Below are 13,169 nucleotides of genomic sequence, written 5' to 3' on the forward strand. Positions count from 1 at the left end.
CTATGACCACCACTCCCGACCCGATCGCGACACGTCACTACGACGCCCGCGACGGCGTGCCCGTCACGGTCGAGGTCGACCGGCCGTTCTACGACAACGGCAACGACTGCTGGCGTTGCGTCTGGCGGATCACAGGACTCGGCCGAGGCCCGGAACCCTACGACGGATTCGGACTCGGCAGCGATTCCGCCGAAGCACTGGTGTACGCGCTCTGGGGCGCAGAATCCGTCCTGTCGGACCCGCGCAACATCCCACCGATCACCCTGGACGGCGACACGGACCTTCGGTTGCCCAAGAGCCCCAGCCCGCCACTGTCCAGCGACGACCGAGCCGAAATCGAAGCCCTGCTGCCACCACCACCCGACTGACAGCCTGACACGAAATGAGCCCGCCAGCATGGCCGCTGGCGGGCTTTTCTCGTCGCGTTGGCATCATCCGCTCAGCGGGATGGCTAGCCGGTCGGATGCAATCAGCCCCGTGACCAGCAGGTATTCAGTGTGCCGCCGGATGGCGCCAAATCGCCTGCGCAGCACCGTGCGCCGGTGATGTGATCACTGCTTTCTGGCCACGGCGCAGTAGGCGCCGATCTCGCGGACGCTACCGACCTCGGTGGCATTGGAACGCCACTGAGTGATCGAGACGAACCCGGGCTCCACCATCTCGAGGCCGTCGAAATATCGCTTCACTTGTTCGCGGGTGCGGGGGTGATAGGGCACCCCACCGCTTTTGGTGTATTCCGCGCACAGATCCACGTAGCCTTGGTCGTCGGTGGTGCCGTCGTAGAGGATCAAGAAGCTGCCGGAGGGCACCGCGTCCATGACGGTATCTACGACTCGGCGGGCGTGCTCGTAGGTTTGCACGTGGCCGAGCACGCCCATGAACATTACCGCGACGGGCTGCGAGAAGTTCAGGATGTTGGTAGCGGCGGCGATGATCGCCTCGGGTTCGTTGAAGTCGGCATCGATGTAGGTGGTTACACCCTCATCGGTGGTGTTGGTGAGCAGAGCCTCCGCGTGAACCAACACCAGCGGATCGTTGTCGACGTAGACGATCTTCGCGTCCGGTGCGACGGACTGGGCGACCTCGTGGGTGTTCTGCATGGTCGGCAGGCCGGTGCCGATATCGAGAAACTGACGGACTCCGCATTCCGCGGCGACGTATTGCACGGCCCGGATCAGGAACTGGCGCGACTGCTGGGCCATGAACGTGATATCGGGGTAAATCTCGATGCTGGCATCTCCGACTGCCCGGTCGATCTCGTAGTTGTCCTTGCCACCCATCCAGTAGTTCCAGATCCGCGCCGAGTGCGGAATATCGGTACGGATCACGGGGGCGCGATCATCGGACATGAGCGGGACTCCTCAGCGATAGTGAAAACAGTGACACCCGGGCAGAGCAGGGTCACCTCGACAGGTTCACCCCGGTCTGGGTTGTGACAGTACAAGATTCACCCGCCGAGGGGAGGGCGGTTCGGGCAGGGAGCCGACCCGCTACGCAGCCAGGGTTGTAAGGGAGTGTCTGATTATCAGACAGTCCCATTTACAGCCCCTCCCGCGCGTTCACAGCCCGTACCTGTTCGGTGAGTGGTGAGGAAGTTATCGACGAGCCGGACACAGTCGTCGTGGTCGATGGCGCGTAGTCCGGTGAGGCGGGCGAACACGACCGGGCCGAGGAGTTGGATGATCGCGAAGGTGGTGTCGAGTTCGCCGAGCATGGCGCGAGCGTCGGGGCTGGTGAGGACCTGGTCGAACGGGTGGCGGTACTGCTCGATGACGCGGGCGCGCAGCGAGGTGACCGCGGCCGGGTCGGTGTGGCGGCGGTCGGGGTCGGTGTGGTCGTCGCCGATGGACCCCAACGCCAGCCAGGCCAGGGTGGTCATCTGCACCGGGGCCTGTTCGATGAGGTCGGCCTGGGTGGTGAGCAGCGCGATGAGCTGCTCGCGTACCGGTGCGGTGCCGGTGGGGGCGTCGACGTGGGGAAGCAGCCGTTCGAAGGTCGCCGCGAGCAGATGGGTGGTGCTGCCGAAGTGCCGGTAGAGGGTAGCGCGCGCGACCTTCGACACGCGGGTGACCGCCTCGACGGTGACCGCCTCGACACCGCCGGTGGACAGCAGGTGGGTGGCCGCGTCGAGCAGCCGGTTGCGTGAACGTGCCAGCCGCGGATCGGCCTGCTCGTCGGCTGTGGTGAGCGGGTCGGTCGCCGCCGGGTCCGGGTCGGTCATGAACGCGTGTTCCTCCGGGTCGTGTCGCTCAGCTGTGGGTATACGTGAACTCTATCCCACACCCAGGCCGCTATGATACGAATGGTCTCGCACAGAGACCGCTGGTCTTCAAAGTCGGGAGGTGCCGGTGAACGCACCCGGGACGGACACTGTCGAGATTGCCCGGTGGACCAGGGCCGAGTGGTGGATGCTGACGGTGTCGTGCCTGGCGGTGGCGCTGGTCGTCGCGGCGATGGCGGCGTTGTATTCGGCGTTGCCGCAGATCGCTGTCGCGACCGGGGCGACGCAAGCCCAGCTGACCTGGATCGTCGACGGCTACACACTGGTGCTGGCGTGTTTGGTGCTTCCCGCCGGAGCCGTCGGTGACCGCTACGGGCGCCGCGTGGTGCTGGTGGCGGGGCTGGCGGTGTTCGCCGCCGCCTCGGCGCTGCCGCTGTTGCTGGACGAGCCGTTGTGGCTGATCGCGGGGCGGGCACTGGCCGGGGCGGGCGCGGCGCTGGTGATGCCCTCGACGTTGTCGATCCTGACCGCGGGGTTCACGCCCGCTCTTCGCGGCCGGGCGGTGGGGATATGGGCCGGGGTCGCCGGATCCGGGGGCGTCCTGGGGATCCTCGGTGCCGGGGTGCTGCTCGAACGATGGTCGTGGCCCTCGGTGTTCGTCGGGTTGACCGTGGCCGGGACGGTGCTGGCGATGCTGGCGTGCACCATCGCCGAATCCCGCCAGCGGGAGCATCCGCCGGTGGACTGGATCGGCGCAGTGGCCGTCGCGGTGGCGGTCGCGGCGATCGTGTTCGCCGCGATCGAGGTCCCCGCACGCGGCTGGGCCGACCCGCTCGTCGCCATCACGGCTGGGGTCGGTGCGACCGCGAGCGTGGTGTTCGTGGTCGTCGAGTTGCGGTCGGCCGCGCCGCTGCTGGACGTGCGGTTGTTCGCCCGCCGTGGTTTCGGTGCCGGGTCGCTGTCGGTGACCATCCAGTTCCTGGTGACCTTCGGCGTGTTCCTGCTGCTGGTGCAGTACCTGCAGCTGATCCTCGGTTATGGCCCGCTGGCCTCGGCGCTGGGGCTGGCACCGATGGCGGTGCCGCTGGTGGTGATCTCGGTGTTCGCGCCGTGGCTGTCGAGCCGGGTCGGGTTGCGGGTGATGACCGTGACCGGCCTGCTCACCATCGCCGCCGGGCTGGTGGAGGTGAGCCGGTTGACCGTCGCCGCGCACTACCTCGATCTGCTGTGGCCGCTGCTGATCATGAGCGCGGGCCTGGGGTTGTGCACCGCCCCGGCGACCTATGCCATCGTCGCCGACACCCCCGAGGCCAAACACGGGGTCGCCGCCGCGGTCAACGACGCCGCCCGCGAGATCGGCGCCGCGATCGGGATCGCCGTGGCGGGCAGCGTGCTCGCCGCCGGCTATACCCACCACATCGCGCCCGCCCTGCCCCGGCTGCCCGAGCCCGCCCGCGGGCCGGTCGCCGATTCCCCGGCCGCCGCCCTGGAGGTCGCCGACCAGGCCGGACCGGTAGCCCGGCCGCTGGCCGAGTTCGCCAAGACCGCGTTCGTGCACGGCAGCGGCCAGGCCGCGCTCGCACTGGCCGCCCTCACCACCGCCGGAGCGATAGTGCTGGCAATCCTCGCCCCCGGCCGCACACCACGCCCGCACACGTCGACCCCCTCCCCCGCAAACACCTCCCCTCCTCGCGAAAGACGCCCGTCATGACGGCCTACCGCACGATCATCGTCGACACCGACGGATCCGACCACTCCTACCGCGTGGTCGATCACGCGGCAGAACTCGCCCACGCCACCCACGCCCGACTCCTGATCATCGGCGCCCACCACCCCATCGACCAACGCGCACTCGGAGTCGACCTCGACCGGCTCGGACCCGACACCTACCGGCTGTGCGGCACCACCCCCACCGACGCCATCCTGCGCACCGCCCACCAGCACGCCCTCGCCCACGGCGCCACTGACATCGAGACCCACATCCTGCCCGAACCCACCCTCCCCGCACTGCTACACCTGGCCACCACCACCGCCGCCGACCTCATCGTCACCGCCAACCCCCACCGCTCACCACTGCTGGCCCGGCTACTACCCACCCCACCGATCCAACTCGCCCGCAAAACCCACTGCGACATCCTCATCGCCACCACCCGGTAGACACACACCCGCCGAAAGCGCCCATGACCGAGCACATATCCGGGGCACCAGACTCACCGGGCCTCCATGGGTGGGTGGGACCCGCGGGAGATCCCGTCGGGCTGGGCGCGGCTGGTGGGTGTGTCGGTGAAAGCGTCAGCGATCATCACGTGGGGGCGCTCGAAGATCAGCGGCCCATAGGTGTGGCGAAGGTCGATCAGGATCGCGTTCAAGGGCAGGTCGTCGAAGACGCCGCGCTCGCGGACGTACTCCATATGCTGGGATCCGTCGGCGGTGTAGGCGTGCAGGAGTGCATCGCGATCGCCGTCGAAATCCACCGGCGGCACACCGAAACGCGCGCACAACTCGCTGTTGAACGCGGGCGTCGCCTTCAACCACCGGCCGCCGACATAGAGGAGGCTGTAACCGTGATAGACGAACAGGTCGGTGCCACCCATGAGCGCTCGCAACGATTCGGTCTGCAAATGATTGCGGACGTCAGCGAAGCCCAGCACCGCCGGGATCCCTGCCGCACGGCACACTGCGGTCAAGAGCACCGCCTTCGGCACGCAATAGGCACGCCCTGCCTCGAGGACGAAGCTCGCTCGATAGTGGGCAGGATCGTCCGACACCGTGTAGGGGTCGTACCAGACCTGGTCGCGTACGGCGGCGAAGAGGCGCTTCGCCTTGTCCCGGTCGGTGCTCGCGTCACCAATCGCGGCGGCGGTGAACGCCCGGACGGACTCGTGCTCGATATCCAGGAAGTCGGTCGCCCCCAAGAACGTCATCGGTGCCTGATTCATCTGCGCTCCAGTGTGATAGGCAATCCGTCGACAGGAATGGGGAGCGAGGTGTTGTCCCATCGGGCCTCATACTGGTCGGGGACCGTCCAGGTATAGGTGCTCAGCATATAGTGCAGGATCGCCTTGACCTCAAGGGTGCCGAAGTGCAGGCCGATGCACTTGTGCACCCCTCCTCCGAAGGGGATCCACCCGAGGCGGTGATTCTGGTCCTCACGCCGCGGCTCGCTGAAGCGGTCAGGATCGAAGGTGTCGGGGTCGGTCCAGCACGACTCGTCGAAGTGGTTCACCGCCGGAGCCACGGCCACCAGGGTGTCCGCCGGGATGTGGTGTCCGGCAATCTCCACGTCCTCGACCGTCTTGCGCATCACGATCGGCACGGGTGCCACCAGCCGCAGCGTCTCCTTGATCACCAGGTCCAGCGTCGTCAGCGACTCCAGGTCGCCTATGTCCGGGCGGCGTCCACCCAGCTGGTCGGACTCGGCCCGAGCCCGTTCCTGCCAGACCGGGTGCTTGGCGAGGAAGTAGACAGCTGCGGTGGTGGTGATGGTCGAGGTGTCGTGGGCCGCCATCATCAAGAAGATCATGTGGTTGACGACGTCCTCATCTGTGAACGCCTCACCCTCGGCGGTACGGGCATGGCACAACCCAGCAAACAGGTCGTCTCCGTGACCGCTTCGAGCCGCTGGCAGGTGCCGGGTGAAGTAGTCCTCCAGGAGCGCGCGCCCACGGACTCCGGCTCGCCACCGAGTCCCTGGCAGCGGGAAACGGATGATCGAACTGGCCGCACGCACGGTGGCCACGAAGGCGTTGTTGATGGCCTCAGTGTCCTCGCTACCTCCCCGATCTGCCATGAAGACCTTCGTTGCGACGTCCAGGGTCAGGGCCTTCAGCAGTGGGTAGATGCGCGTGGAACGGCCAGCTGTCCACCCGAGGACACTGGCCTCCAGCGTCGGGCCGAGTTGGTCGACGTAGCCGGCGAGCCGGTCGCGGGTGAATGCCTCCTGCATGATCCGCCGATGCATCCTGTGCTCATCGAAGCTCATCAGCATCAGGCCCCGGTGAAAGAAGGCATCGATGAGATAGGTCCACCCGTCCTGGGAGAATGACTTCGCCCTGGTCGTCAGCGCCTCCTGTGTGGCATCCGGGCCGGCGATCACCACTATTTTCGTGCCGAAGGCGCCCATCCACGAGACAGGTCCGAGCCGCCGGTACCTGGCCCGAGTGAAGTCGGAGCCGAACCGGATGTAGTCCAGGGTATGACCGAGCAGTGGCAGGCCCGCGGTCCCTCGGACCGGCTCGAGGTCGGACCCCGCCGGGGGCGAGGCGAGCTCGCGGACCGGCCACTGGTCACTGGCCCCCAGCAGGGCTGCGTCGACCCGGTTCGGCAGCGGCGCCAAGAGGACCGACGAGAGCCGCTCACGACCCTTTGCCAGCGGGAGCTGGATGACATTCGTCACTGACGTTCCTTTCCGAAATGCGGGCCCGCACTCGCTGTGGTCGTACCACCCCGAGGATCCGTCACCTCAAGCCGAGCCGGAGAGCACCAGTTCGGCCCGGTCGATGGGGAGCTGCTGCGTGATGACCCGCTTGCTGAACATGAAGTCGCGGGGACGGTTGATGCAGTCGGCGGCTATGAGCTCGCCCGCACGGAGGTAGAAGCAGGTGAAGTCGCGGTCCCGGGTCGGGTCGCCGCTGAGGACGACTTCGTCGTACCCGGTGTTGAGCCCGGCGATCTGGAGCTTGAGGTTGTATTGATCTGACCAGAACCACGGAAGCGCCGCTATCTTTTTGGGTTTCCCGCAGACGGTCGCGGCGGCAACCTTGGCCTGTTCGCCTGCGCTCGGCACGGACTCCAGGCGTATGCGACGACCGTAACGGGCCATGTTGTGGCTGGCGCAGTCCCCAGCGGCCACGATGTCGGCGTCGCTCGTCCTGGTCTGGTCGTCGATCACGACGCCGTTGTCCACGACCAGACCCGCGGCGGCGGCGAGCTCGGTGTTCGGCTCAACGCCGATGCCGACAATGACGAGGTCGGCGGGAATTGATTGGCCGCCGACCAGGACCACTTCGCGGACCCGGCTGTCGCCGGACAGAGCCGCGACCAGCGCGCCCGTCCGGATGTTGACGCCATTCTCCCGGTGGATGCGGTCGAAGAACGCCGATACCTGTGGGGCGGTGACCCGTTGGAGGACACGCTCGGTCGCCTCGAGCACTGTGACCTCCAGACCCAGTGCACGCAACGAGGCGGCCGTCTCCAGTCCGATATAGCCGCCGCCGACGATCACGGCCCGATGCCCGGCGCTGGTGGCCTCTCGGATCATCTCGACGTCCGCGGCGGTGCGTAGGTAGTAGACTCCGGCCAGGTCGGCTCCCGGGGCGGAAAGCCGACGAGGGCGGGCTCCAGTGCACAGCGCGAGCTTGTCGTAGGGCAGCGCGTCGCCGGTGCTCAGTGCGAGGTGACCAGCCGAGCGGTCTATCGCCTCCACCGTCGCATGCAGGGGTTGGATTCGTTGCTTGGCGTAGAATTCGGCGCTACGGATCGCGAGTTCATCGAGTGTGGTCTTCCCGGCCAGGTAGGCCTTCGACAGCGGCGGGCGCTGGTAGGGCAGCGCCGACTCCTCTCCAATCAGGACGATCTCGCCGGTCCACCCTTCCTGGCGCAGACTGGCCGCCAGTTGGGCCCCGGCATGCCCGGACCCGACGATGAGGGCTCGCTGCAAGCTCATGCGCCGGCTTTCGGAGTGAGGCGGACCATCATCTTGCTGATTCCCCGCACGAAGTTGGACTGCACGTACTCTGGCTCTCCGACCACCTCGATGTTCTCGAAACGAGGCAGCAACTCCTCCCAGAGGATCCGTAGCTGCAGCTCGGCCAGCCGGTTGCCCATACAGCGGTGGACACCGAAGCCGAAGGCGATGTGGTTGCGGGCGTTGGACCGGTCGATGACGAACTCGTCGGGCCGTTCGAACACGCGCTCGTCGCGATTGCCCGAGGCATACCACATCACCACCTTGTCGCCCTTGCGGATGAACTGGCCGTTCAGCATGGTGTCTGCCTTGGCGATCCGGCGCATATAGGCCAGCGGGGTTTGCCACCGGATGATCTCCGAGACCATGTTGGGGATCAGACCGGGGTTCGCCTTCAGCTTGTCGAACTGGTCAGGGAAGCGGTTCAATGCAAGTACACCGCCGCTCATCGAGTTCCGGGTCGTGTCATTGCCTCCGACGATCAGCAACACGAGGTTGCCCAAGAACTCCATCGGGCGGTCGATCAGATCCTTGGTGTCCTCGTTGCTCTGCAGCATCGTGATCAGATCGAAGCCGGGCTCCTCCCCGGCAGCTGTCCGGGCCGCCTTGTCGTGCCATAGCGCGCTGAGACCTTGCGCCATGTCGCGCATGCCGCGGAATATCTCGTCATTGTCCGAGGGGCCGCCGTTGGCTTGCTCCAGCGACGTCGCGAGATCTGACCAGTAGACGAGCTTGCGCCGCTGGTCGTACGGGAAGTCCAAGAGGGTCGCAAGCATCCGAGCGGTCAACTCGATCGAAACGTTCTGCACCCAGTCGAACGGCTGATCCACCGGCAGGTTGTCCAGCACCTCCTGGACGCGCGAACGAATCAGGCCCTCCATCTCACGCAGATTCTTCGGTGCGACCACCCCTTGGACCGCGGCCCGCTGCGCGTCGTGGCGGGGCGGGTCCATCGCGATGAACATCTCGATATCGAGGAAACGAGGCGGGGTCCCAATGACGATGAGCGGCTCGGCGGAGAAGACCTCGTGGTTCTTGTCCACGGCCACAATGTCGGCGTGCCGCGTGACGGACCAGAATGGACCGAACGGACTCTTCGGCTGATAGTGGACCGGGGCCTCGTTTCGCAGGCGCTCGAAGTAGGACTGCCAACGCCCCTGGCGATACAGGAAGGGATTGCTGAGGTCGATGTCGGCGAGCTCGACGTCCTCGACCGGCGGGATGGGCTTCTCGACGAAGAGCCTCGACCCGTTCGTTCCGGTCACCCATCGCCGGGTCCTGTCGTACAGATGTGCGCCTTGGATCTGCAGCCCCATCGGAATAGTCGACTGAACCTTGGCGGTGATTGCTCCAGGAATCTTCATCACGGCTTACCTGTCTCTCTCGTCGTCACATCTGAAACTCAGGCGTTTGGACGATCAAGCCGTCCCACGCCGCCGAGGCCACCATCTGGCAGGACAGCCGGGAGGTCGGCTGGCGCTCGGGGTTCATCGCGAGCATCTCCTCCTCGGCTGCGCCGGAGAGCCCCACCTGCTCGGACCATTGCGGATCGACGATCACATGGCAGGTGCCGCACGCGGCCTCGCCTCCGCAGTCGCCGTCGATGCCGGGCACCCCATTGTTGGTTGCGACCTGCATCAGCGACTGACCTTCCTCAAGAGGCACCTCATGCTTCTCGCCGTCGTGGGAGACAAAGGTGACAACTGCCATAGCCAGCTCCTGATACGTAGTCCTCAATGTGAACACTTGGTAAAAGTCTTGTCGAAAATGAGCGCTTGGACTATGTTCAACGAAGTCAGAAACTTGTGAGTTTGGCTCAGTGAGGCGATGGTGAACCTCAGTGACGAGGGTGTGCCTCCGGTCGTGTTCGTGCAGTTGCTCGAGAGCCACGCGCTCGACCCGGGCGCCGTCGCACGGCTTCGCGGCATCATGGCTCGCGAAGGAACCGACGAGGCGACGCTGGTCCAGCGTGACGTCCAGGTCCCGGTGCGGTGGTTCCGGGAGGTCTACCCCGAACTGGATGTCGACCAGGCAACCCTGCTCGGCCTCGCGTTCGCTGAACAGGCCCAGTTGACGTCCTTCGGCCCGTTGAGTTTTCCGCTGGTCAGCGCAGGTTCGGTAGCCGAGATCGTGGAACTGCTCACCTTTCTGCCGTTGATTTCGACAGCACTCAGCCCACAGTTCCATCCAGGTGAGCACGGCCTCACCGTCGGACTTACCGGACACACACGTGATCCGGCCCTGGACTGCCTCGTGGTCACCTACGGCGGGTCGGCACTACTGCGACTGCTTGACATGCTCGCCGGAGAGGTACAGACCGTCACACTCCATCTGAGTTGGCCAGCGCCGGCCTTCCCGGCCGATCACGAGGACACGCTGGCCGGGCGCCTGTTCTTCGACGCTCCGATGTCATTCCTCCATATCCCTGCCGACACTCTCAACGAGGTCTGCCGGTTCTCCGATCCCGTCGCGTATCGACTCGCCATCGTCGATCTGCAACGAACTCTCGACCAACGCAGCGGACCCACCTCGTTCTCGGAGAAGGTGAGACGGTTGCTGGAGAAGGATCCCGGACACAGAAGCAGCCAGTCGGTCGCACACGAGCTGTCGATATCCACCAGCACGCTCAAGCGGCGCCTCGCCGAGGAGGGGACCACCTTTCGCGAGTTGTGCCAGTCGTTCCTGCGCGAGCGCGCGATGCTGCGGCTACTCGACCGATCAGTGTCGGTGAGTGAGATCGCCACGGATCTCGGATACAGCGACCTCACCAACTTCTCACACGCCTTCAAGCGATGGACCGGCCGTTCTCCGAGCGAATTTCGGCTGAGTTCGCCCGGCTCGTCGGGCTTGTGAGAAAACAACAACGCTGTAGCTCCTAACACGGAGTAGCGCTCGGGCTGAGGTTGTCAGTCCCGGGCTGCAACTGCTCGGCGACGGCGGCCCGAGACTAATACAGGATCAGGTGACAGCTGGACAACCGCGATCGCCTATGGGGCATCGGCAAACAACCAGAGGGTTACGGTGCGCCAGATTCGCTGCTCGGGTCAAGTGCGTTCGAGGTTGCATCTGGCACGATTTGCGTAATTGACCCATTCGAAATTGCTCGGGCGCTTGATAGCTGAAGATGTCGCGGGTGCTCTGATCTTGGATTGGTGGTTGTCTTGTTCCCGCATCTTGCCCAGTTGTCGATCGAGCGCGTAATGCATCCTGAGGCGTGTCGATGTCGGGATCCTGGACATGGCTGGTAATCCCGGCGGGCGTGTTCGGGTGATCTTGTTCGGAAGTTTTGCCGTACTTGGGTGATCTGGTGATCAGTGATGCTGATGCAGTAGTCGTGCGGGCTGTCGTTGCCGCCGCGATGGCGCGGTGTCCCGGATGCTGACAACATCCTGAAATCGGCTACTACCGCCGTTCGGTCGGTCGAGCCGCATCTCCGCGCCCAGCCTCGGACAGCCCGGTCAGTGACAGATCAGTCGCTCACGTAGCGCGTCGTGGTCCGGCGCGGCGGCGGAGTCTGAGTCCGTCCCGGAAGTTGAGTGCCAGTAGCGTGATATTAACGGCGCCGGCGCACAGTTCGATGGCTTGTACGAGGTAGAACGTGCCGCCGAACTCCGCTCGTGTCGCGAGCTGGTCGAGGTACAGCGCCGACGGGACGAGGACGAGGAGCCCGATAGCGCCGATGATCGGCATACGTCGCTTCTTGGTGAGGATCCGTGCATCGGTTGTCGGTCCTGCCATCGCGAATCCGGTTGCGCCGGTGGTGACGAGGGCGGGGACCAGAAGCAGGAAGCCCCAGGGGATCGCTTGTTTGACCACGGTGATCAGGTGCAGGGATCCGGTCAATTCCGTTGTGACGGTGGAGATCCAGAACGTGAAGGTTGTGAAGAGGGCAATCGTCGCGGTGACCGGATGAATACGTTTAGCCATCGCTGCCTCCGGTCGGTGCGGTGCGGTGGGCTTCGAGGTTCGCGATCAATCGTGCGGTCAGCTCCAGGTACTGTGCCATTTCCTGATCCGAGATCTCCTGTGAGGCTGCGGCATTCACGTCGTCGGCGGCCCGGACGAGATCTACCTCCAGACTGTGGGCGTGCGCGGTGAGTGCGATGAGGGCTTTCCGGCCGTCAGTGGGGTCGGGCCTACGTACGATCAGTCCGTCACGCTGCATCCGGTTGAGGGTGTGTGCCATGGTCGACTGATCGATGCGGACCTGTTCGCGCAATTCGTTCTGCGTCACCTCGTCTCGTTCATACAATGCGAGCAGTTGGGCGAACTGGCCGGGCACTACCCCCATCGGGGCGATTCGCACCCGGAGTGCCTGCTCGAGCAGGCGGGCGAGGTGGTTGATCTGATAGCCGAGCGATTCTTCCCGTTTCATGCAGACTCCTTGTATGGCTTGCCATACACAATACATGGCAAGCCATACAATAGGTGAGGGTGGATCTAACAGCCGCGGACAACAGTTGGCGACTACCCCCGTTGGATCTTCGTTGTGACGTTGACCTACGCGCGTGTGAGTAGGCAGCCGAGAGCCACTGCTGTGCGATCGATGCCGAGCCTCCCCGATTCGTTCCGGGGCCGGCCATCAGCCGGAAAGGGGTCAGGATTCAGAATCTGACACTAGTTTCGTGATTCGGCGATCGGTTTGCTCAGTCGCTCAACAGGCTTCGCTTGCGGAAGTAGGTCCGGTTTGGCTCTGCCGAACGTCTGCCGCGTGATCGTCCTACAAGTTAACGTGCCCGTCGACCGGGCCGCTGTTCCATGGCATCGTGAATCCGGCCGGTGACTGCGTCGGAGTCTCGGCGCAATCCCCGGACGAACGAGTGCAATGCTGGCAGGTCGTCCGTCTCGACGGCTGTTATCCATCGCTCCAGCTCACGGCCGCGAAGTTGCTTCATCATCAGCGATTGCGTGAGAAGACTTTCGCAGAACAGGTGCCCGGTGTGTTGTCACAGAACAACCGGCGTATCCGCAGCCGGATCAGCACCTCGCGACAGGCAACGGCGGCGTCGGACAGTCGCCGTTCAAACCGGCTGTGCGCCCGCTGCGCCGTCACCCCGCATCCGGGACAGGCAACCGGCTCGCCGCGAGTACTGGCCAGGATGGATAACACCCGGTCGGATGCATAAACGCGCTCGATCGACAACCAAGCAAGATGCGGGAACCGGTCAGCCGCCGGTCCAAGATCAGAGCACCCGCGACATCTTCAACTATCAAGCGCCCGAGCGAATTTCGAACGGGTCAATCACGCAAACCGTGCCAGAT

Annotated in this window: 14 protein-coding genes; 4 read left to right on the forward strand and 10 right to left on the reverse strand. The window is 65.0% G+C overall.

The features are described from left to right. The first annotated feature begins 2 nt into the window (after window positions 1-2). Window positions 3-368: a DUF6968 family protein gene (locus QH290_RS08710; RefSeq protein ID WP_280265184.1), complete on the forward strand. Its 366-nt coding sequence runs from the start codon at window positions 3-5 to the stop codon at window positions 366-368. 183 nt (window positions 369-551) lie between these two features. Here the strand turns inward: QH290_RS08710 and QH290_RS08715 are convergent, their stop codons facing one another. Beyond that, the gene (locus QH290_RS08715) at window positions 552-1,349 is read right to left on the reverse strand and encodes an SAM-dependent methyltransferase (RefSeq protein WP_280265185.1); all 798 of its coding nucleotides are present in this window, start codon (window positions 1,347-1,349) and stop codon (window positions 552-554) included. Between the two features lie 176 nt (window positions 1,350-1,525). Next, the gene (locus QH290_RS08720; RefSeq protein ID WP_280265186.1) at window positions 1,526-2,221 is read right to left on the reverse strand and encodes a TetR/AcrR family transcriptional regulator; all 696 of its coding nucleotides are present in this window, start codon (window positions 2,219-2,221) and stop codon (window positions 1,526-1,528) included. A 127-nt stretch (window positions 2,222-2,348) separates the two neighbouring features. Between QH290_RS08720 and QH290_RS08725 the strand changes: the two genes are divergently transcribed. Together QH290_RS08725 and QH290_RS08730 are read left to right on the forward strand one after the other, a co-directional pair. Then, window positions 2,349-3,932 carry an MFS transporter gene (locus QH290_RS08725; RefSeq protein ID WP_280382488.1) on the forward strand — a complete coding sequence of 528 codons (1,584 nt, stop codon included), beginning with the start codon at window positions 2,349-2,351 and terminating at the stop codon, window positions 3,930-3,932. Then, window positions 3,929-4,378, forward strand: a complete 450-nt coding sequence (locus tag QH290_RS08730) for a universal stress protein (protein ID WP_280382489.1) — start codon at window positions 3,929-3,931, stop codon at window positions 4,376-4,378. Before QH290_RS08725 ends, QH290_RS08730 begins: the two co-directional genes overlap by 4 nt. A gap of 53 nt (window positions 4,379-4,431) precedes the next feature. Here QH290_RS08730 and QH290_RS08735 read toward each other — a convergent pair whose 3' ends face one another. The 5 genes from QH290_RS08735 to QH290_RS08755 all read right to left on the reverse strand — a co-directional run bounded on the left by QH290_RS08735 (window position 4,432) and on the right by QH290_RS08755 (window position 9,617). Beyond that, a complete protein-coding gene (locus QH290_RS08735) occupies window positions 4,432-5,160 on the reverse strand; it encodes a transglutaminase-like domain-containing protein (protein WP_280255463.1) in 729 nt (242 codons plus the stop codon). Then, window positions 5,157-6,617 (reverse strand): cytochrome P450, encoded by a 1,461-nt coding sequence (locus QH290_RS08740; RefSeq protein WP_280263242.1) that lies wholly within the window; start codon window positions 6,615-6,617, stop codon window positions 5,157-5,159. The genes QH290_RS08735 and QH290_RS08740 overlap by 4 nt, the downstream gene beginning before the upstream one ends. 66 nt (window positions 6,618-6,683) lie before the next feature. Continuing rightward, window positions 6,684-7,886 carry an NAD(P)/FAD-dependent oxidoreductase gene (locus tag QH290_RS08745; RefSeq protein ID WP_280255457.1) on the reverse strand — a complete coding sequence of 401 codons (1,203 nt, stop codon included), beginning with the start codon at window positions 7,884-7,886 and terminating at the stop codon, window positions 6,684-6,686. Next, window positions 7,883-9,271, reverse strand: coding sequence for a cytochrome P450 (locus QH290_RS08750; protein ID WP_280255456.1), 1,389 nt, complete (start codon window positions 9,269-9,271; stop codon window positions 7,883-7,885). Before QH290_RS08750 ends, QH290_RS08745 begins: the two co-directional genes overlap by 4 nt. Window positions 9,272-9,296: 25 nt before the next feature. Continuing rightward, the gene (locus QH290_RS08755) at window positions 9,297-9,617 is read right to left on the reverse strand and encodes a 2Fe-2S iron-sulfur cluster-binding protein (RefSeq protein ID WP_280263244.1); all 321 of its coding nucleotides are present in this window, start codon (window positions 9,615-9,617) and stop codon (window positions 9,297-9,299) included. 120 nt (window positions 9,618-9,737) lie between these two features. Here QH290_RS08755 and QH290_RS08760 point away from each other — a divergent pair, with 120 nt between their 5' ends. Continuing rightward, window positions 9,738-10,760, forward strand: coding sequence for a helix-turn-helix domain-containing protein (locus tag QH290_RS08760; RefSeq protein ID WP_280263246.1), 1,023 nt, complete (start codon window positions 9,738-9,740; stop codon window positions 10,758-10,760). A gap of 624 nt (window positions 10,761-11,384) precedes the next feature. On the opposite strand, the gene QH290_RS08765 is transcribed toward QH290_RS08760, so the two are convergent. The 3 genes from QH290_RS08765 to QH290_RS38045 form a co-directional block, all read right to left on the reverse strand. Continuing rightward, a complete protein-coding gene (locus QH290_RS08765; protein ID WP_280263248.1) occupies window positions 11,385-11,834 on the reverse strand; it encodes a hypothetical protein in 450 nt (149 codons plus the stop codon). Next, window positions 11,827-12,282 carry a MarR family winged helix-turn-helix transcriptional regulator gene (locus QH290_RS08770; RefSeq protein ID WP_280263250.1) on the reverse strand — a complete coding sequence of 152 codons (456 nt, stop codon included), beginning with the start codon at window positions 12,280-12,282 and terminating at the stop codon, window positions 11,827-11,829. Before QH290_RS08770 ends, QH290_RS08765 begins: the two co-directional genes overlap by 8 nt. 522 nt (window positions 12,283-12,804) lie before the next feature. Then, entirely contained in the window at window positions 12,805-13,017 is a 213-nt protein-coding gene (locus QH290_RS38045) for a transposase family protein (RefSeq protein ID WP_425301569.1), read from the reverse strand. Between the last annotated feature and the right edge of the window lie 152 nt (window positions 13,018-13,169).

Source organism: Nocardia wallacei (assembly GCF_029869545.1).
Classification (GTDB): domain Bacteria; phylum Actinomycetota; class Actinomycetes; order Mycobacteriales; family Mycobacteriaceae; genus Nocardia; species Nocardia wallacei_A.

Bases quoted from the DNA above. Each gene is read 5' to 3' on its own strand.
- QH290_RS08715 (WP_280265185.1), bottom strand. From the start codon at position 1,349: ATGTCCGATGATCGCGCCCCCGTGATCCGTACCGATATTCCGCACTCG.
- QH290_RS08710 (WP_280265184.1), top strand. From the start codon at position 3: ATGACCACCACTCCCGACCCGATCGCGACACGTCACTACGACGCCCGC.
- QH290_RS08735 (WP_280255463.1), bottom strand. From the start codon at position 5,160: ATGAATCAGGCACCGATGACGTTCTTGGGGGCGACCGACTTCCTGGAT.
- QH290_RS08765 (WP_280263248.1), bottom strand. From the start codon at position 11,834: ATGGCTAAACGTATTCATCCGGTCACCGCGACGATTGCCCTCTTCACA.
- QH290_RS08720 (WP_280265186.1), bottom strand. From the start codon at position 2,221: ATGACCGACCCGGACCCGGCGGCGACCGACCCGCTCACCACAGCCGAC.
- QH290_RS08750 (WP_280255456.1), bottom strand. From the start codon at position 9,271: ATGAAGATTCCTGGAGCAATCACCGCCAAGGTTCAGTCGACTATTCCG.
- QH290_RS08755 (WP_280263244.1), bottom strand. From the start codon at position 9,617: ATGGCAGTTGTCACCTTTGTCTCCCACGACGGCGAGAAGCATGAGGTG.
- QH290_RS08745 (WP_280255457.1), bottom strand. From the start codon at position 7,886: ATGAGCTTGCAGCGAGCCCTCATCGTCGGGTCCGGGCATGCCGGGGCC.
- QH290_RS08770 (WP_280263250.1), bottom strand. From the start codon at position 12,282: ATGAAACGGGAAGAATCGCTCGGCTATCAGATCAACCACCTCGCCCGC.
- QH290_RS08730 (WP_280382489.1), top strand. From the start codon at position 3,929: ATGACGGCCTACCGCACGATCATCGTCGACACCGACGGATCCGACCAC.